At 65.1% G+C, this 19,247-nt stretch carries 17 protein-coding genes; 10 read left to right on the top strand and 7 right to left on the bottom strand.

The window, feature by feature from the left end; all coding sequences use genetic code 11:
- Positions 1–88 precede the first annotated feature (88 nt).
- From pal to IVA81_RS22685, 5 genes are all read left to right on the top strand, one after another.
- Positions 89–577, top strand: coding sequence for a peptidoglycan-associated lipoprotein Pal (gene pal, locus IVA81_RS22665; RefSeq protein ID WP_018317777.1), 489 nt, complete (start codon positions 89–91; stop codon positions 575–577).
- A gap of 201 nt (positions 578–778) precedes the next feature.
- A complete protein-coding gene (gene ybgF, locus IVA81_RS22670) occupies positions 779–1,825 on the top strand; it encodes a tol-pal system protein YbgF (RefSeq protein WP_247322019.1) in 1,047 nt (348 codons plus the stop codon).
- A gap of 78 nt (positions 1,826–1,903) precedes the next feature.
- Positions 1,904–2,962 (top strand): tRNA lysidine(34) synthetase TilS, encoded by a 1,059-nt coding sequence (gene tilS, locus IVA81_RS22675; protein WP_247322022.1) that lies wholly within the window; start codon positions 1,904–1,906, stop codon positions 2,960–2,962.
- Positions 2,963–3,253: 291 nt separating this feature from the next.
- The gene (gene ftsH / locus IVA81_RS22680; protein WP_247322025.1) at positions 3,254–5,179 is read left to right on the top strand and encodes an ATP-dependent zinc metalloprotease FtsH; all 1,926 of its coding nucleotides are present in this window, start codon (positions 3,254–3,256) and stop codon (positions 5,177–5,179) included.
- A 321-nt stretch (positions 5,180–5,500) separates the two neighbouring features.
- Positions 5,501–6,670 (top strand): serine hydrolase, encoded by a 1,170-nt coding sequence (locus tag IVA81_RS22685; protein ID WP_247322028.1) that lies wholly within the window; start codon positions 5,501–5,503, stop codon positions 6,668–6,670.
- A 59-nt stretch (positions 6,671–6,729) separates the two neighbouring features.
- On the opposite strand, the gene IVA81_RS22690 is transcribed toward IVA81_RS22685, so the two are convergent.
- From IVA81_RS22690 to IVA81_RS22705, 4 genes are all read right to left on the bottom strand, one after another.
- Positions 6,730–7,935 (bottom strand): hypothetical protein, encoded by a 1,206-nt coding sequence (locus tag IVA81_RS22690; protein WP_247322031.1) that lies wholly within the window; start codon positions 7,933–7,935, stop codon positions 6,730–6,732.
- Positions 7,936–8,083: 148 nt separating this feature from the next.
- Positions 8,084–9,286, bottom strand: coding sequence for a hypothetical protein (locus tag IVA81_RS22695; RefSeq protein ID WP_247322034.1), 1,203 nt, complete (start codon positions 9,284–9,286; stop codon positions 8,084–8,086).
- Positions 9,287–9,577: 291 nt separating this feature from the next.
- Positions 9,578–11,383: a hypothetical protein gene (locus IVA81_RS22700; RefSeq protein WP_247322045.1), complete on the bottom strand. Its 1,806-nt coding sequence runs from the start codon at positions 11,381–11,383 to the stop codon at positions 9,578–9,580.
- A gap of 11 nt (positions 11,384–11,394) precedes the next feature.
- A complete protein-coding gene (locus IVA81_RS22705; RefSeq protein WP_247322048.1) occupies positions 11,395–12,897 on the bottom strand; it encodes a hypothetical protein in 1,503 nt (500 codons plus the stop codon).
- A 415-nt stretch (positions 12,898–13,312) separates the two neighbouring features.
- On the opposite strand from IVA81_RS22705, the gene IVA81_RS22710 reads away from it, so the two are divergent.
- A complete protein-coding gene (locus IVA81_RS22710; protein ID WP_247322051.1) occupies positions 13,313–13,477 on the top strand; it encodes a Flp family type IVb pilin in 165 nt (54 codons plus the stop codon).
- A 96-nt stretch (positions 13,478–13,573) separates the two neighbouring features.
- On the opposite strand, the gene IVA81_RS22715 is transcribed toward IVA81_RS22710, so the two are convergent.
- Entirely contained in the window at positions 13,574–14,557 is a 984-nt protein-coding gene (locus IVA81_RS22715; protein WP_247322053.1) for a phosphatase PAP2 family protein, read from the bottom strand.
- Positions 14,558–14,849: 292 nt separating this feature from the next.
- Between IVA81_RS22715 and IVA81_RS22720 the strand changes: the two genes are divergently transcribed.
- Entirely contained in the window at positions 14,850–15,530 is a 681-nt protein-coding gene (locus tag IVA81_RS22720; RefSeq protein WP_247322055.1) for a TetR/AcrR family transcriptional regulator, read from the top strand.
- Between the two features lie 150 nt (positions 15,531–15,680).
- Here IVA81_RS22720 and pyk read toward each other — a convergent pair whose 3' ends face one another.
- A complete protein-coding gene (gene pyk, locus IVA81_RS22725) occupies positions 15,681–17,117 on the bottom strand; it encodes a pyruvate kinase (RefSeq protein ID WP_247322059.1) in 1,437 nt (478 codons plus the stop codon).
- A complete protein-coding gene (locus IVA81_RS22730) occupies positions 17,114–17,707 on the bottom strand; it encodes a DUF1036 domain-containing protein (RefSeq protein ID WP_247322062.1) in 594 nt (197 codons plus the stop codon). Before IVA81_RS22730 ends, pyk begins: the two co-directional genes overlap by 4 nt.
- 186 nt (positions 17,708–17,893) lie before the next feature.
- Here IVA81_RS22730 and IVA81_RS22735 point away from each other — a divergent pair, with 186 nt between their 5' ends.
- From IVA81_RS22735 to IVA81_RS22745, 3 genes are all read left to right on the top strand, one after another.
- Positions 17,894–18,199 (top strand): DUF1244 domain-containing protein, encoded by a 306-nt coding sequence (locus IVA81_RS22735; RefSeq protein ID WP_247322065.1) that lies wholly within the window; start codon positions 17,894–17,896, stop codon positions 18,197–18,199.
- 204 nt (positions 18,200–18,403) lie between these two features.
- Entirely contained in the window at positions 18,404–18,676 is a 273-nt protein-coding gene (locus IVA81_RS22740) for a DUF2312 domain-containing protein (protein WP_014492426.1), read from the top strand.
- A 98-nt stretch (positions 18,677–18,774) separates the two neighbouring features.
- Positions 18,775–19,200: a DUF1801 domain-containing protein gene (locus IVA81_RS22745; RefSeq protein WP_247322069.1), complete on the top strand. Its 426-nt coding sequence runs from the start codon at positions 18,775–18,777 to the stop codon at positions 19,198–19,200.
- Positions 19,201–19,247: the final 47 nt, after the last annotated feature.

Here is a 19,247-nt window from a genome sequence, read left to right on the forward strand (position 1 = left end):
GGTTCCGTCAAGGTTGACGGAACGTTCGCTTAACCAACCCCCTGTAGACCGGACAGCAGTGGACTAACGTGAGCGTGGAGGCTCCGGAATGAAACATCCTATGCGTATCCTCCAGGGATTGAAGCTGGTCGCGGTGCTCGCCGTCGCGCTGTCGATGGGCGCCTGCGCCAACAAGAATGCTGCGACGGATGCGATGGCCAATGCGGCAACGCCTGGCAGTCAGCAGGATTTCGTGGTCAACGTGGGTGACCGCGTGTTCTTCGAAAGCGACCAGACCGATCTGACCCCGCAGGCGATCGTGACCCTGGAGAAGCAGGCGCAGTGGCTGCAGACCTATCCGCGCTACAGCTTTACCGTCGAAGGTCATGCCGACGAGCGCGGCACCCGCGAATACAACATCGCGCTCGGCGCCCGGAGAGCCCAGTCGGTGCGTTCGTTCCTCGCCTCGCGCGGCATCGATCCGAACCGCATGCGCACGATCTCCTACGGCAAGGAGCGGCCGGTCGCCGTCTGTAACGACATCTCCTGCTGGTCGCAGAACCGTCGTGCCGTCACGGTGCTGAACGCGAGCTCCTGACGCCGAGATACTGACACTCAGTCAGGCGCCGTTCATCTTCAGAAACCGAATATGCCGGCGCCCTCTCGGGCGCCGGTTTCGTTTCAGCAATCCGTGACAGAAACCCCGTGGTGCCAGTCACAGTTTTGGCGTACTCCCCTTCAATGTGTGGCGCGTCGAATGTTCCGTCGCAGGCCATTTCGCTTTCGTCGTCAGGGCAAGATGTCATCCAGATTTAAGGTCTTTACCGGCACCGTGGCGATGGCCACGCTGCTCTCTTTCGGCTCGCCCGCACTCGCGCAGACGGACGATGATCCCGAGATGCGGATCGAGCGGCTGGAGAACCAGCTGCGCCAGCTCACCGGCCAGAACGAGGAGCTGCAATACCGCAACCGCCAGCTCGAAGAGCGGCTGCGGGCGCTCGAAGGCGGCGCGCAAGGTGCGCCCGGACAGGCGCCCAATGTCGCGGCGATGCCGCCCGCCCAGCTCGCACCAGGTCAGGTCGCACCGGGCTATCGCCAGCCGCAGCAGCAGGCCGCGCAGCCGAATTACGAGCAGCCGCAGATCGCCGCGCCTGCGCCGATCATTCAGGAGCAACCGGGGCCCGGTGCACCCGGCACGCGCCGCCGCGGCGATGCCTTCGATCCGAACCAGAATCCGAGCGCGCCCGGCGCGCCGCGCGCGCTCGGCGGCGGCCAGCAGCCGATGCAGGCAGGACCTCCCGGTGCGGCGCCCGGCGGCCGCGGCGCGGGCGAGCCGCTCGATCTCGCCAACACCAGCCCCCGTTATCAGCAGCAGGCGGCTCCTCCTGCCGCGCAGCCCGGCTATCCGCCGGCCCAGTCCGGGCCATCAGGCGGCACCGGCCTCGCCACCCTGCCGCCCTCGGCAACGCCGCGCGACGAGTTCGATCTCGGCATCGGCTACATGCAGCGCAAGGACTATGCGCTCGCCGAGCAGACCATGAAGACCTTCACGCAGAAATATCCGAGCGATCCGCTGCTCGGCGACGCGCAATACTGGCTCGGCGAGAGCTATTTCCAGCGCCAGCAATATCGCGACTCCGCTGAAGCCTTCCTCGCCGTCACCACCAAATACGAGAAATCGGCCAAGGCGCCGGATGCGCTGCTGCGGCTCGGCCAGTCGCTCGCCGCCTTGAAGGAGAAGGAAGCCGCCTGCGCCGCCTTCGGCGAGGTCGGCCGCAAATATCCGCGCGCCTCCGCCGGCGTCAAAGCCGCGGTCGACCGCGAGCAGAAGCGGGTGAAGTGCTGACGTCCGGGGTCCTGACAACGCGGATGGTGCTACGCTAGTCGTCGTAACCATCCGCCTGCGACGGTCAGGGCCCGCGTCATGTCAGACGACGACAATTCTCCGATCTCGGCGCGCGAGGCGAAGCGGCTCTTTGCCGGCCTCAAAGCTGCGCCGGCGCTGGTGCTCGCCGTCTCCGGCGGCCCCGACTCGGTCGCGCTGATGTGGCTCGCGGCGCGCTGGCAGCGCAGCCTCGCGCGCGGCCCGCGTCTCACCGTCGTCACGGTCGATCACGGCCTGCGCCGCGAGGCGGCGCGCGAGGCGCGCGAGGTCAAGCGGTTCGCCGTTGAGCTCGGACTAGAGCACCGGACCCTGCGCTGGCGCGACGCAAAGCCGAAGACGGGGCTGCCGGCGGCCGCGCGCGAGGCCCGCTACCGCCTGCTCGCGCAGGCCGCGCGCGCCGTCGGCGCGAGCCATGTGCTGACCGCCCATACCCGCGACGACCAGGCCGAGACCCTGGTGATGCGGCTGTTGCGCGGCAGCGGACTTGCCGGGCTGTCGGCAATGGCGTCCCTCAGCGAGCGTGACGGAATCGTGCTGGCGCGTCCGCTGCTCGACGTCCCCAAGGCGCAGCTGATCGCGACCTTGAGGCGGGCGAAGGTCGGTTTTGCCGACGACCCCACCAACCGCGACACCGCCTTCACCCGGCCGCGGCTGCGCGCGCTGCTGCCGCAACTCGCGGCCGAGGGCGGCGATGCCCGCACGCTCGTGCGACTCGCGACAAGGCTGGCGCGGGCCAATGCGGCGGTCGAGGTGCTGGCGGACGGCGCCGAGCGCTTCCTCCGTTTGCGGGATCGCGACGTTGCGCCGCAGGCGGGCATTCGAAGCTTCGAGGCCTCAAGCTTTGCCGTCCTGCCGGAGGAGGTCCGGCTGCGGCTCCTGCTGCGGGCCGTCAACGCGCTCGGACATGAAGGGCCGGCGGAACTCGGCAAGGTTGAATCCCTCCTGGCCGTGCTCGATCAGGCCATCGCCGCAAATCCTCGCGCAGCCGCAAATGGCCGGCCGGCCTTGCGGCAGACCCTTGCGGGAGCCTTGATCAGCCTTGCCGACGGGCGTATCCACATCGCACCGGCGCCGGCCCGGCGGCGCAGGGGTGCATGAAGGCGCCCCTCCGGGGCCGCACGAGGTCGGATCATGACACCGGCCATTTCGGCCCCGTCCCGTCAGGACACCTTAACCAGGCAGGAAAAACCCCGCTTCGGTCGCCATTATTTCAGCGGGAATCGCTCTAAGATGGGCTAAATAGTCCCATCTCGTTCCCTTGGCAGCGACCGGGGCGGCACCTAAATTGTATGCGTCTAACCGAGAGGATTCCTTGGGGATTTTCTCTAGCTCGCCCAAGTAACTCCTGAAGGACCAGGCCGCGATCCGCGCGACCACGAAGGAAGATCGATGAACGCCAATCTGCGCAATTTCGCCCTCTGGGTCATCATTGTTTTGCTGCTGTTGGCGTTGTTCACGCTCTTCCAGAATCCGGGTCAGCGGGCCTCCTCGCAGGACATCGCCTTCTCGCAGCTCCTGAGCGAGGTTGATCGCGGCAATGTGCGCGACGTCGTGATCCAGGGCCCCGACATCCACGGCACCTTCACCAACGGCTCCAGCTTCCAGACCTATGCGCCGAGCGACCCGACGCTGGTGAAGCGCCTGTACGACAGCAAGGTTCAGATCACCGCGAAGCCGCCCGGCGACAACGTGCCGTGGTTTGTCTCGCTGCTGGTCTCCTGGCTGCCGTTCATCGCGCTGATCGGCGTGTGGATCTTCCTGTCGCGGCAGATGCAGGGCGGCGCCGGCAAGGCGATGGGCTTTGGCAAGTCGCGCGCCAAGATGCTGACTGAAGCGCATGGCCGCGTCACCTTCGAGGACGTTGCCGGCGTCGACGAAGCCAAGCAGGACCTTCAGGAAATCGTCGAATTCCTGCGCGACCCCGGCAAATTCCAGCGCCTCGGCGGCCGCATTCCGCGCGGCGTGCTGCTGGTCGGCCCTCCCGGCACCGGTAAGACCCTGATCGCGCGTGCGGTCGCGGGCGAAGCCAACGTGCCGTTCTTCACCATTTCGGGTTCGGACTTCGTCGAGATGTTCGTCGGCGTCGGCGCCTCCCGTGTGCGCGACATGTTCGAGCAGGCCAAGAAGAACGCGCCGTGCATCATCTTCATCGACGAAATCGATGCCGTCGGACGTCACCGTGGCGCCGGTCTCGGCGGCGGCAATGACGAGCGCGAGCAGACGCTGAACCAGTTGCTGGTCGAGATGGACGGCTTCGAGGCGAACGAGGGCGTGATCCTGATCGCCGCGACCAACCGTCCCGACGTGCTCGATCCCGCGCTGCTGCGTCCGGGCCGCTTCGACCGTCAGGTCGTCGTGCCGAACCCCGACGTCGTCGGCCGCGAGCAGATCCTCAAGGTGCATGTCCGTAAAGTTCCGCTGGCGCCGGATATCAACCTCAAGACCATCGCGCGTGGCACGCCGGGCTTCTCCGGCGCCGACCTGATGAATCTCGTCAACGAAGCAGCGCTCACCGCCGCCCGCCGCAACAAGCGGATGGTGACGCAGGCCGAGTTCGAGGAGGCCAAGGACAAGGTGATGATGGGCGCCGAGCGCAAATCGCTCGTCATGACCGAGGAAGAGAAGCTGCTGACGGCCTATCACGAGGGCGGCCACGCCATCGTCGGCCTCAACGTCGTCGCGACCGATCCGATCCACAAGGCGACCATCATTCCGCGCGGCCGTGCGCTGGGCATGGTCATGCAGCTCCCCGAGCGCGACAAGCTGTCGATGTCGCTGGAGCAGATGACCTCCCGCCTTGCGATCATGATGGGCGGCCGTGTCGCCGAAGAGCTGATCTTCGGCCGCGAGAAGGTGACCTCAGGCGCGTCCTCCGACATCGAGCAGGCCACGCGTCTGGCCCGGATGATGGTGACGCGCTGGGGCCTGTCCGAGGCACTCGGCACCGTGTCCTATGGCGAAAACCAGGACGAGGTTTTCCTCGGCATGTCGGTGTCGCGCACCCAGAACGCATCGGAGGCGACGGTCCAGAAGATCGACACCGAGATCCGGCGTTTCGTGGAAGAGGGCTACAACGAAGCGACGCGTATTCTCACCGAGAAGCGCGCCGATCTTGAAGCTCTTGCCAAGGGCCTGCTCGAGTTCGAGACGCTCAGCGGCGACGAGATCGTCGATCTGCTCAAGGGCAAGAAGCCGAACCGCGAATCCGTGCTCGAGCCGACCACGCCGCGCGCCTCCGCGGTGCCCCCGGCCGGCAAGACGCCGCGGCCGCGGCCCGATGCGGATCCCGGCCTGGAGCCGCAGCCGCAGGCGTAGTCGCGGGGCGACAGATCAGATTGAAAAACGCGGCGGAAACGCCGCGTTTTTTGTTGGCGGCGTTTGCAAGTGCGAGACGGCGTCCTGTACGCGCCGTGATAGCGAGTCTCTCTTCACAGGCCCAAGAGGTTGTCCTAGAAAACGGACAGCCAAAACGTGGGAGGGGCAGGTGCCATGAGTTGGGGAGCGCTCTGCAAGCCGCGCGCTCGCGGCAGGCTTTTCCTGGCTGTCATTCTCGTTTTCGCCGTATCAGCACCGTCAGCAAGCGCACAAGACTCCCGCGGTTCGGCGGACGCGACTGCCGCAAGCGCAGCGGGACCGGTGTTTTCGGACAGCGGCCCCGATGCGGCGGCATATGGCGCGGCTCTGGGCTATCCCGTCGGTACGCGCGGGACCGCCACCGAACGCGACAAACTCGTCGGAGTCTACAGCCATTTCGACGAGCTCTACCGATCACGTCCGATCCGCCGCGCGGCGACACCCTGGCAGTTCAAACGCGCACCAGAGCCGACCATCGCCTACAGTTTCGGCCCGGACCGGCTGACCATTGCCGATTACCTCAAGCGCAATCCGGTGACAGGGCTCCTGATCGCCCGGGACGACACCATCCTGTACGAGCACTATCAATATGCGCGGACCGACCGCGATCGCTTTCTTTCGCAGTCCATGGCCAAGACGATGGTCGCGATGCTGGTCGGCATCGCGATCTCGGAAGGGCGGATCAAGTCGATCGACGACCTGGTCTCGACCTACGTCTCTGGTCTTGCAGGAACGGAATATGGCAACACATCGATCCGGGCCTTGCTGAACATGGCCTCGGGCGTGGAGTTTTCCGAAGTTTATGACGGGCACGATGACATCGCCCGGCTCGGGCGAGCCCTGTTCGTCGGAGAGGCGAAAGATCCCGCCGCCATCATCGCGCAATTCAACACGCGCGGTGCGCCGCCGAATACCAAATGGCACTATGCCAGCGTGGAAACAGAGATCCTTGGCTTGGTCCTGCGGTCCGCCACGGCTACTTCAGTTGCCGACTATCTCCACGACAGGATTTGGAATGCGATCGGCACGGAGGCCGACGCCTCATGGGCGATCGACGGCAGCGGGCAGGAGATTGCTTTTTGCTGCGTCAACGCAACCTTGCGCGACTATGCGCGCTTCGCCCGGTTGCTCGCGCATGACGGCGCCTGGGAAGGCCGCCAGTTGATCCCGCGGCAGTGGCTTTTGGATGCCACGTCCGTCAGGTCAGCTGATGGTCATCTCGCGCCGGGCGTGGCCACATCCTATTTCGGCTACGGCTATCAGGTCTGGCTCCTTCCCGGCGAGCAGCGCAGATTTGCCCTGCTCGGGATTCGCGGCCAGATCATCCTGGTCGATCCGGCGTCGAAGCTCGTCATGGTGCACACGGCCGTCCGCCCAACACCGTCCGAGCCGGGAGCCCTGAGAGAGCCGCTGGCGTTGTGGTTCGCGGTGCTTCAACAGCTTGGGAAATGATGATCTGCGTCTCGCCCCGCTGCAGGCGGGGCGAGATCGTTGCTCCCAGTGCAACTCGCTCAGATCAGGAAGTCGGTCGCGTGCAGATTCGCCGCGTTGACGTCGTCGAGCGTGATGGAATCGTTCGCCGACAGGTGGATCACGGCGTCGCCGGCGGCATTGTCACTGATCAGGCTCGACAGCGCCGCCCAGTCCGCGAACCCGTAATTTTGCACGTTGATCAGGTCGTGCTCGGTCGCGGTGCTGCCGACCGCCTTGTTGCCCTGATCGAAGTCGGTGATCAGGTCATTGCCGGAGCTGGTGTTGAAGACGAAGGCATCGCTGTTTCCTCCGCCCGAAAGCTGATCATCGCCGGTGCCGCCGTTGAGGATATCCCTGCCGCCGGTGATCGAGCCCGGCGTTGCTGGGGCATAGTTCGCGGCATCTCCATAGAGGTGATCGTTGGTCCCCCCGCCGGTGAGAATATCGTTACCGCCTTGGGCATTGCCGGACATGGTCCGCGCATCGCCGAAGAGCTCCGGGTGCGCAAACTGGACGGTGTCGATGCCATCGAACGCGAGTGTGAGAATGTCATCTCCCCCTTGGGCATTGTCGGTCAGCGCGGTCACCGAATCTCCGTAGCCGAATCCGCCCGTCATGACGACGTCAGTGCCGAAGGTGAAGGTGATGTTGTCGTTGCCGCCATGCGCATCGCCGCCGATGGAGCCGATGGCATCGCCACTGGCCGTCGCAAAGCCCTGCAGGGTGTCCACGTCGATGTCGATCGTGTCATTGCCGCCCTGGGCCGTGCCGCTCATGGAACCACCGGCATCACCGGCGTACACGTGGTCGTAGCTTCGCCAGCCCACAGCGCCCGTGATGGTGTCACTGCCGCCGTGCGAATTGCCCGACATGTCGCCGGCGACATCGCCGAAAACGTGCACGTCGGTGTACAACGAGTCGGCCTGGACATTGATCGTGTCGTTGCCGCCCCTGGCGTCGTCGGTCATCGCCTGGGCATCGCCGACCACGAGGAAGGCGTTCCAGCCGAAATTCTGATTGACGGTCAGGGTGTCGTTGCCGCCGCGAGACTGGCCATGCAACGTCGTGTTGGCGTCACCAAAGATCGTGACCTCTGTTTCGGGCTGGGTGACGGTTACCGTTACGGTGTCGTTGCCGCCCCAGGCATCCGTTGTGGTCGGAAAGTCCGGATCTCCGTAGAGGGTTTCGATTTGGCCAAACTGGTCGAGCAGGACGTCGATGGTGTCGTTGGGCAGATATTTCATGGCGTAATTCCCATTTCATTGCTGGAATTCGAGACAGAGTTGGATCGCGGCAACTTCCGCTGCGCCGCGCGGCGACGCTCGTCGTCGCGCGGTCGCAATCGCGATGTCGCCTCGCGTGGCGGGGCGACGTCGCTCTTGCTCTGCTTGCTCAGATGATGAAGTCGGTCGAATGCAGGTTCGCCGCCTGAATCCCGTCCAGCGTGATCGAATCATTGGCGGAGAGATGGATCACGGCATCGCCGGCGGTGTTGTCGCTGATCAGTTTCGACAGCGCCGTCCAGTCTGCAAAGCCGTAATCCTGCACGTCGATCAGATCGTGTTCCACCGCGGTGCTGCCGACGGCCTTGTTGCCCTGATCGAAGTCGACGATCGTGTCGTTGCCGGAGCCGGTGTCGAAGGCGAAGAGGTCGCTGTTTCCGCCGCCCCACATCCGGTCGTCGCCGGCTCCGCCGTTCAGCGTATCGGCGCCACCGGTGATCGAACCTGGTGTCGCCGGTTCATAGATCCGCGCATCGCCATACATGAAATCGCGGCCTGCGCCGCCATTGAGGATGTCGTTGCCGCCATGGGAATTGACCACCATCGTCGGCGCGTCGCCGTACATCTGCGAGCCGGCATCCGTGTACTGGCCGTCGAGCTTGACGGTGAGCACATCGTCGCCGCCTTGAGCGAGATCCATCAGGGATGTCGCCGAATCCCCGAACAAGTCTCCGTCTGAGATGGCGCTGTCGCCGTTCAAGGTTACGGTCAGGTTGTCGTTGCCGCCATGCGCGAGACCCCTCAGGGAACCGATGGCGTCGCCGCTGACAGTCGCCCCGCCGTCCGTCGTGAGCACGCTGACATCGAGCGTGTCGTTGCCGCCGTGCGCGGTGTCCATCATGGAACCGCCGGCATCGCCGGCGAACAGGTTGGCGCCGCCGCGCCACGCGACCGAGCCTGTCATGTCGTCATGGCCGCCCTGCGCATTGCCGGACATGTCGCCCGCGACATCGCCGAAGGCCGAGATCGTCGTGTAGACGGTGCGACCGGCATCCGCGACGATGGTGTCGTTGCCGCCCTTGGCGTCATCGATCATGGACTGAGTATCGCCGATCACGACGGCAGTATCCCAGCCGCCGTCGATCTCGGCGATCAGCGTGTCATTTCCGCCTTGGGAGTGACCAAGCAACATCGTGTGGTCGTCGCCGAAGATCGTGAGTTTTGCATTGAGCGCGGCGACGGTGGCCGTCACGGTGTCGTTGCCGCCCACGACGTCGGTGGATGCCGGAAAGCCGGGATCTCCATATACGGTCGCGATTTGGCCAAACTGGTCAAGCGTGACGTCGAAGGTATCGTTCGGCAGATGCTGCATGGCGTAACTCCCATTTCATTGTCGGAAGCGCGCCTGACGCCTGCAGAATTTTTTTGCAAGTCGCGTTGTTGACCACGCTTCACCGGGAGGAGTCTACCTTTGGTAGATGGCAGAGATTTGTAGGAAATCGGGAGAGAGTTTGATTGCATGCATGGAGCTGCGGCGGCGGCCCTTGCCCGGTTCCAGCTTCGTCGCGCAGCGCGGCGCGATAACTTGACTATGATGACAATCGCTGCAGCGACGTCCCCACTTCGATAGCGTCGCGGCACTTCAAGTGCGGCGCGCGCGCTCTCATTTGCGCACGCGCCAGACTGTCCAACCGGGTTTCGACACGGCCTCGATTTGCTCAAGAAAGTCTGGAGTTCCGCCCCGGCCGAGCTGCGCGGCGAGGCCCTCCGGCGCGATGCGGACCAGGTCCTCCTGATCGGCAGAATGGTTGCAGGTCAGGACGTAGTCGACCCGTCGCTCGCGGAACATTGCGCGTGCAGCCTCCGGTGTTGCCGTCATCGTCTGCACCATGGCGAGGTTGCCGTCATTGTTGCGGTGGTAGGGACCAGCGAACACGGAATGGCCCGTCGCAGCCAGGATCGCGGGACCCGAGTCGATCGGTGCCATCACCCGCCCTGGCGTCAGGGCGGCGAGGGGCGCGGCGCTGGAGATGGTCTGGCAGGAAACGGCAGGATCGGGCGTTGCGATTGTGTAGCCGCCGGTCCCCGCGGCGAGTGCCGGCCAGATCGCAAAGCCGATGCCGCCAAGTGTGGCGGGCGATACGAGCAATGCGGCACGTACCAGCCCCCAATTGGCCACGGCACGGTTACGAAGCGCGACGATTCCGAGGACGCAGAGCGGAGCGGCAACGATGTTGGCGGCGGCGGCGCCGCGCAATTCCCACAGGCTGACACCGTACAGCGCTGCGAGTGTGACGGTCGAGACGATCCAGCGAAAGCGCGTCTGCGGCATGTCGCGGATGTTGGCGGCAAGGCACAGGCCGAGCGTCAGCAACGGAAACGCATAATACCCGAGCAGCTTCTGCGGTTGCATCCGCGCCAGCTCCGTCACCGACATGGTCTCGTTGACCCGGTCGAGCCAGAAGCTGACGAGCAGGGGATCGACCTGCGCATAGGGCGAGGCAACGCAGCTCGGATAAGATTTGAAGAATGCGCCCAGCAGGAGTGCACCCACAATTGCAGCCGCTGCAAGGCGCGTCCACAACGAGCCGTGTAGATAGCTGACGCCGGCCACCGCGAGCAGCGCAATGCCGCCGCCCGCGGACAAGAGCAGGATCGGGCCTCCGAAGGCATCGCAGACCGGCCTGGCAAGATTGCTCATCGGGAGCAGCAGCAGCGCCAGCAATAGCGCCGATCCGGCGAGGCCTGCACCAAAGGCGCTGGCCGAGCGCAGGACCTCGGCGCCTTTCCAGATCAGGAGCCCTACCACGGCCGCACTCGCCACGGCGATGGCCGGCAGCATTTCCAATCCGATCGCCAGCGAAAGCGCCGCGAGACATCCCGCCGAGGCAGCCTTGGCTGCCGAATGTTCGAGATCGATGATGCACAGCATGAAGCCGAGCAGCAACACGATCTGCATATTGTGATGATCGATGGCGCCGGCGCGGAAGTGGATCAGAGCAGGGATCGACAGCGCGGTGACGAGGATCGTGGCAAGCTGTACCCGCGGCCGCTCGGCCAGGGCGCTCGCCTGCCCCGCGATCGTCGCTGTGAGCCAGAGCGCGGCGCCCAGCAACAGCGAGGGCCATGCGACCAGTGTCAGCGCTTCCGCAGCGTGCTGGCCGAGCAGGGGGCGAAACAAGAGGATCAGCAGGGCCAGGGGTGCATCGACGATGCGGGACCAGTGCATCGCAATTCCGGGCGGATCGAGCCGGTACTGGGTCAGGTCGAACCAGCCCTGGCCCGCCAGGAGATCGCGCACCTCGACCAGTCGCATCGCGTCGTCGGTCGACAACGTGTCGAACACGCCGGCCTTGATCGCGGGAAATCCGAGCGCCACCACGATCGCCGCCCAGGCGATCGTGAGCACGATCGCGGGATTCGGCGTCGCGCTGGATCCTCGCTCGTTCGGCAGGAGTAGGGACGGCATCGTCCCGCGCCTCAATTTGAGACCGCGGGCGTGGACCTGCTATCCGCGCTCTGCCCGTCCTCGCGCACATGGATCACTGCGATGTCGTCCGCATAGATCCGCTTCCAGCCCTTGAGCTGGTCGAGGATCTGCGGGCCCGGCGCATCGGCAACCAGGAGCGTCGCGTCGATCTTGTACTCGTCGAGCAGGCGCGGCAGCAACTCGGGCTTCCTGCCCTCCGTCGCCTTGAAGAAGTCCATGACGAATTTCTCGCCGTAGAGTTCGGCGCGGCCGTCGACGAAGACCGGAATGTCGCGCGAGATCAGGTAGCCGCCGAACTGGTAGGCGTTGAAGAGGCGCTGCACCTTGCGTTGCTCGAGCAGGTCGACCGCCGCAACCGGCGTCTGCGTCATCGTGAAGGTGAAGCGGTGATGCCCCATGTAGATCGACGTCGAGGTCCAGCTTGCCGCCACGATCATCAGCGCGCCGAGCGCTGTGACATAGCGCGCCGGCCAGCGGTCGGCCCCAGTGGCGTCGGGCGCCTGGCGCGGGAACATCTGGCCGAGCGGCTTTGCCAGCACCAACGGCACTATGAACGCAAATGCTTCGATGCTCCTGACATGGGTCAGTGCGCTCCAGGTCAGGAACAGGATCAGGAAGATCCGGGGCGCCGACAGCACCAGGCCACGATAATAGCCGAATGCGATCAGGCCGAGCAGGGCGCCTTCGAAGGAGGTGAACGTGGCGAAGTTCGCCGGCGCCCATTCGAAGATCAGCGACAGCAGCTCGCCAAGGCCGAGGATGTTGGTCGCGCCCTGCAGCGTCCGCCAGCCATAGGGCGTGCAGCAGCTCGCGATCAGCGCGCCGATTCCGAACAGCACCCAGCGCATGAACAGTCGAAGGCGTTGTCCCTTCTCGGCATGCTCGACCGCCTCCAGCGAGATCGGGCCGATCAGCGCCAGGCCCAGCACGAAGCCGCCATGCAAATTGGCCCAGAGCGCCATCAGCGGCAGCCAAGTCCAGGACGGCGCGCTCCTGCGGTCGGCAGATGCCATCAGCAGGCCCACCCACGCCACCATGACGGGCAGCGCCAGGATATGCGGACGCGCCAGCACGTGATGGATCGATAGCAGCAGCGCCAGCATCGCGAACAGCACGGCGCGCGGTGCCTCGATCTGCATGTCGAGCAGATAGACGAAGATTGCGAGCGTGAGCGCAACCGCGACCGCGGCGAGGATGACGGGACCTGCCCAGCCCCATTGCGCATGGGAGAAGGCGAACAACACCTGCGACAGCCATGACGTCGAAATCCACGGCGCGCCGGTTCGCGTGAAGGAATAGAAGTCGGTGGTGGGCATGGCGCCGTGATCGAGGATCCATTGCCCGATCTTGATCTGCCAGAACGAGTCGGAATCCTGAAGCAGCGTGTCGCCGAGATAGAGGTAGAACAGATAGGCGCCGGCACCGACGCACAGCGGCACCAGGGCCCTCGCGCGGCTCTGCACCGCGATGCTGTTGGCAAAGGAAAGGGACATGCCGCCTCGTCGTCCTGTTGTTCTTGTCGTCGAGCATGATCCGGACCCGGAGGGCCGCGTTAGCGCAAAGCAGGTAGCGGTTTTCCGAAAGGATCGTGCTCAAACATTAGCCCGAAGCGCGATGAACCATTCGTCTCGTCGCGCTTCAGTCCGAGCGGTCGGCATTGGACCACGGCCGTCATAACTTCGGGTAAACCGGCCGCACCATGCCGGTTTCATGTCCCGACAATTTAACGGATTGTTTTTGAATTCAATTTACCATTGGCGAATACACGCAACCCGCTTGCTGTTTACGCAGTCGAATTAACTGCGGCGCAATTCTTTGCCTCTACGTTCGGTTTCATGGTCGGGCGGCGCTGGGAAGCCGAAAAGACCGGATCAGTTGTAAGCCTCGTGTACTCATTTGGAGCACTCTATGAAGAACATCGTTGCGCGTTTCGTGAAGGATGAATCCGGCGCCACCGCCATTGAATACGGCCTGATCGCTGCCGGCATCGCGCTGGCGATCATCACCGTCGTCAACAATCTCGGCACCACGCTGAACACCAAGTTCACCTCGATCTCGACCAGCCTCAAGTAAGGCCGGACGAACCAGAGATTTCCGAGAGCCCCGTCCTTGACGGGGCTCTTTTCTTATGGGCCAAAGCCCGTCAGTTCAGCTCGTCAGTTCAGCCTGTCAGTTCTCTTGGACGAGGCTTGCCAGTCCCGTCGACGAAGCCGGCGCGGAGGACCCGCGCGGCGCGCGGCTCCGGGCGAAATAGAATTTCGCGGCCCAGATCGAGGCTGCGGCGAGCGCTATGCCGGCCGCGACGTCGATGATGTAATGCGCGCCGATCACCGGCGTCGCCGCGATCATCAGCAGGTTGAGCGCGGCCACGATGCCGCCGAGGCCGCGCACCGGCCACAGCGCCCACATGTAGAGCACGGCCGAGGCCGCGTGAAAGCTCGGAAACGAGACGATGCCGGAGAGAGAGAACAGCCGGAGCTGATGCAGGCTGCCGTCCCGAAGCGCGAGAATGTCGCGCAGCTGTCCGGCATAGACCGCGGTGTTGATCTCGGGGAAATGCGCGGCCGGCAAATTCAGTGCGTAAAAGGTGCCGATCGCGGGCACCACCGCGGAGATCGTGATGGTGACCGCGAGCGCGAGGCTCATCGCGAGCATGAACAATTGCAGCCGCACATAGCGCGCCGTCAGTGCCAGCACGACGGGAACGCCGAGCAGCGGAATCTTGATCAGTACGTAGGCGCGCGCGAGGCAGGTCGCGAGCCAGGGATGATCGTTGACGTAGCGCGCGATCGGTTCGGGATCGAGGCCCAGCGCCCGGTCGATCGCGAGCAGCGCTTGGTCCTGGAGCGGCCAGTTCAGCTTGCCCGCGACGTAACTCAGCGGTCCGACAATGGCGCAGGTGAGAATGACCTGTCCGATGGTGCCGAGCGAAAACACCAGCTTCGGATCCGCAAGCTCGCCTTTGACGATCCGATGGCCATAGGCGACCGCGAGCAGCGCCACGGCGATCGCCACGGTCACGCCGTAGGCGACCGGCTCGAGACTCAGTCCGGTGGAGGGAAGGCCGAGCGCCAGCAGGGTCCCCATCCCGAGAATCGGAAACCAGTTGAGGTGGAAAAGCTGCCAGGCGGTCCGGGAGTCCGTGTCGTGCATGGTGTACCGGGATGGAATTGCATTGCCTCCTTACCGTTACGGACCGGCTTTAAGTTGGCGATAAGAAGTGTGGTTATCGGACTTACAACCTCTGCGCCGTATTTTTAGATGTTTGGTGCGCGGCCTCTCTGAGCTGTCGCTCCGGTCCAATCGCCGTGGCGCGTCATGCATTTCACATCTTGTCATTCACCCTGAATAGTTGTTCAGTCCTTGCGGGGCGATTTGCATCTTTTGCGTGACGAAGCGTTCGGCCGCAGGGCGTGCGGCAGGCGTGTGGGACAGGAAGCGCGCCATGGTTTATCGGCGGACGCATCAAGTGGTTAAGCGCCTCGCGGCGCGGCGCAGCGCGATTCTAACGGCGGCGCGGGAGACGGCGGCGGAAGGCGGGATGGCGGCGGTGCAGATCGCGCCGGTCGCAGTCCGGGCCAATGTCGCGGCCGGCACGGTCTACCGCTACTTCCCGTCCAAGGCCGAGCTGATCTCCGAACTCATCGCCGAGGTCTCCCGCGACGAGCTCGCGGCGATCCGCCGGGCGGCCGATGCCGCGCCGGGGCCGTCCTCGGCGTTGGCCGCTGCCGTGACAACCGTGGCGGTCCATACCCTGTCGCAGCGCCGGTTGGCCTGGGGCATCCTGGCCGAGCCCGTCGATGTCGATGTCAGTGCCTCGCGTGTTGCCAGCCGGCGTGAGATCGCGGGCGAGATTGCTGCCCGAATCGACGCTGCCGTGCGCGCCGGTCACCTGCCGGCGCAAGACACCGCGCTCGCCGCCACCGCGTTGCTCGGCGCGCTGCATGAGGCCCTGGTCGGGCCGCTCGCGCCCGACAATCTCGACGATCCCGCCAAGATGCGCGACGCGGTGCAAACCGTGACGCTGCTGGCGCTGCGCGCGGTCGGCGTCATGGACGCGCGCGCCCGTGGTCTGGTGGTGCAGCAGACGCTGCTGCCGACGACGAAGGCGCTGGTTGGCGCGTAAAATCGGCTGCGCGACCGGGGCGGCGGCCTGACCCTGCTCAGGTCGTTGACTGAGCAAGCCTTTTTGCAAAACCGCAGCAAGCTCGCCGGAGGCTCCGGTTACTTTGCATGGGGTTGTTTTTCGAGTTTTGTTTGGCGCGCCCTGGCCGACCTACAAGTTCGCGTCGCCTTCGGGCCCGATCGAGGCGATGCGCACCATGTTGGTGGTGCCGGGGATGCCGAGCGGCACGCCGGCGACGATGATCACGCGCTGGCCGGCGCGGACGAAGCCGTCCCGGAACGCGATCTGGCCGGCGCGGCCCACCATGTCGTCCTGGTCGCGCGCGTCCTCCGCCACCACGCAATGCACGCCCCAGACCACCGCGAGCCGGCGGCCGGCGGCGATGTTCGGGGTGATCGCCACGATCGGCGGCTTCGGCCGTTCGCGCGCGACACGCACGGCGGTCGAGCCCGAGCTGGTCCAGCAGATCAAGGCGGGCAAATCGAGCGTCTCGGCGATCTGCCGTGCGGCATCCGCGATGGCATCGCCGGCGGTCGATTCCGGCGTGGGGCGCTGCGCCATGATCACCGAGCGGTAGGTCGGGTCGCGCTCGACCTCCTCGCCGATGCGGTTCATGGTCGAGACCGCCTCGACCGGGAACTTGCCGGCCGCCGATTCCGCCGAGAGCATGATGGCGTCGGCGCCCTCATAGACGGCGGTGGCGACGTCCGAGACTTCGGCGCGGGTCGGCACCGGCGACTGGATCATCGATTCCAGCATCTGGGTCGCGACCACCACCGGCTTGCCGGCGCGACGCGCCATCCGCGTCATCTGCTTCTGCAGGCTCGGCACGCGCTCGAGCGGCAGCTCGACGCCGAGGTCGCCGCGCGCCACCATCAGCGCATCGGAGGCCTCGATGATGTCGGCGAGGCGGTCGATCGCCTGCGGCTTCTCGATCTTGGCCATCACAGCGGCGCGGCCGCGGATCATCTTCTTGGCTTCGACCACGTCGTCGGCGCGCTGCACGAAGGACAGCGCGATCCAGTCGACGCCGGTGACGAGGGCCGCCTCGAGGTCGGCGCGATCCTTCGGCGTCATCGCGGAGACCGGCAGGTCGGTGTCGGGCAGGCTGACGCCCTTGCGGTCGCTCATCTTGCCGCCGACCACGACACGCGTCACCGCGTGCTCCTTGGAGGTTTCCTCCGCGATCAGGCGCACCTTGCCGTCGTCGAGCAGCAGCGCGTGGCCGGGCCGCAGCGCCGCCAGGATCTCCGGATGCGGCAGGTGGACGCGCGTGGTATCGCCGGGCGCCTTGTCGGAATCGAGCGTGAAGGTCTGGCCGTTCTGGAGCTGGACCGAGCCTTCGGCGAAGGCCCCTAACCTGAGCTTCGGGCCCTGGAGATCGACCAGGATGCCGATCGGCCGGCCGTAGCTGCTCTCGACGTTGCGGATCGTCGCCACCAGTTCCCGCATCTTGTCATGCGGGGTGTGGCTCATGTTGATGCGAAACAGGTCGGCGCCGGCCTCGAACAGGCGGCGGATCATCGCGAGATCTGAAGAGGCCGGTCCCAGGGTCGCGAGAATCTTGATACGGCGAAGACGCCTCATGGCTTACTTCCAGACGGTGGCGAGGGAGCTGGCGGGAGGCCAGGCGCGGCGGGGGGCGTACCACCGGGCGGGCTATTGGGCAAACCCGGAACCCCGCCCGGGCCGACCGGACCGGGCAGGCCGGGTACGCGTTGCTGCGCCGGCTGTTCGTTGGCGTCGGTTAGCTGCACTGTCCACGCTCGCTGCTCGCCGGTGTCGACCTCGAAATAGCCGGTCCGGTCATAGCCGCGCGCGAGGCAATCCTCCGTGCCGCGGATGGTGAACTCCTTGTCGCGCGAGCACATGAAGGCCTGCCCCGACCACTCGCCGCCGCGGTCATAGTCGATCGCGTAGATGTAATAGTAACGGGCGACCAGCGTTCCCCGCAGCAGGGTCTCGCAGGAGCGGGACGAGATGTTCCACCAGCCTTCGGTGGTCCAGCCCTCGGCGTCCTTGTAGCCGAGCGCAATGCCGACCCGGCTCGAGGTGTTGTTGCAGAGGCGGAAATCGGCAGAGGCCGGACTGGCGCAAAGGCACAGCAAGGCGATCACCAGCACCGGGACCAACCGGGCGAGCAGGCGAAGCGGGGAGCGGGGAGATTCGGCAATCATTGTCGCGGTAGCTATACCAGATCATTGACGATTTGGCGTAGGGCCGGGAACGGCCCCAAGCGAGCGGCAATTCCGTCGTCGGGCCGGTTTGCGCCGGGATATGGCAAAATCTGTGACAGGGCCCACCTGATCCCGTAAGGGTGACCGCATCGGGTCAGGCCCAAGGGGATACCAAGGGATACAGCCATGGCAATCGACGACAAAACCAGAACGGAGCTCGAGGCGGCCGCTTTCCGGCGGCTGGTCGATCATCTGAAGACGCGGACGGATGTCCAGAACATCGACCTGATGAATCTGGCGGGCTTCTGCCGCAACTGCCTGTCCAACTGGCTCAAGGAAGCCGCGGACGCCCAAGGCGTCGCCTTGAGCAAGGACGAGAGCCGGGAGGCCGTCTACGGCATGCCCTATGAGACCTGGAAGTCGAAATACCAGGGCACGGCCACGTCCGAGCAGCTCGAGACGATGAAGAAGGTCCATCCCCACGGGCATTGAGCAGCCTCGGCCCGCCGTCGCCGCGCGCTGAGTCGCACCACACAACAGGTTTCTTCAAGCTGCCGCAGGAAGATGTGGGCGCGCTGTGGACGAGCGCGATGCTTGCTTGAACGCGGGGGACGCCAACCCTAAGGGTTCTACCCAGCACGCGCGGTGAGGATGCCGGCGTCACCTCGTTTTGCCAGTTCCATTGGGAGTACCTAGATGGCCACCTCCGCCGCCGTCCGCGACGACGAGCCCGCGACGAAATTTGCCAAGGACCAGCTCAAATCCATCATCGAGCGCATCGAGCGGCTGGAGGAAGAGAAGAAGGCGATCTCCGACGACATTCGCGACGTCTATGCCGAGAGCAAAGGCAATGGCTACGACGTCAAGGCGCTGCGCACCATCGTGCGCATGCGCAAGCAGGACCCGAACGAGCGCGCCGAGGCCGAGACCATTCTCGAAACCTACATGCAGGCGCTGGGAATGCTCTGAGGCGTTGGCGCCTCAAGCACTGCTGACGTAGCCCGGATTACGCTTTCGCTCCATTCGGGCTACAAATTGCGCGTGTTCGTTTGGGAACGGAGACGCGAATGATTGCGCCATCGCTGCCGCGTGAGGTGAACCGGGCCTTCGGCGCTCTTCCGGCGCCGATCGGCAAGCGGCTGCTGCAGGTGCGCGACCTGATCTTCGCGGCCGCTGCGGCGCATGACGATGTCGGCAAGCTCACCGAAACCTTGAAATGGGGCGAGCCGGCCTATCTGACGGAGGAGACCGGCAGCGGCTCCACGATCCGGCTCGGACGTCTCAAAGAGTCCGACCACGCCGCCGTCCTGTTCAACTGCAGGACGACGCTGGTCGACACCTTTCGCGAGCGCTTTCCCGATCAGTTCGAATACCGGCAGACGCGGGCATTGCTGGTGCCGACATCAGGTGCGCTGCCGAAGCGGGAGCTATCGGTCTGCCTGTCCCTGGCTCTGACGTATCATCTGGGTCGGCCGGGGAAGAGAGCGCGTTAGCGGATTCGCAGCCCTGATGTGCGAAGCGAGCTGGAATGCTCTGAGGC

It is taken from the genome of Bradyrhizobium sp. 141 (assembly GCF_023074055.1).
In the GTDB taxonomy this organism is placed as follows: Bacteria; Pseudomonadota; Alphaproteobacteria; order Rhizobiales; family Xanthobacteraceae; genus Bradyrhizobium.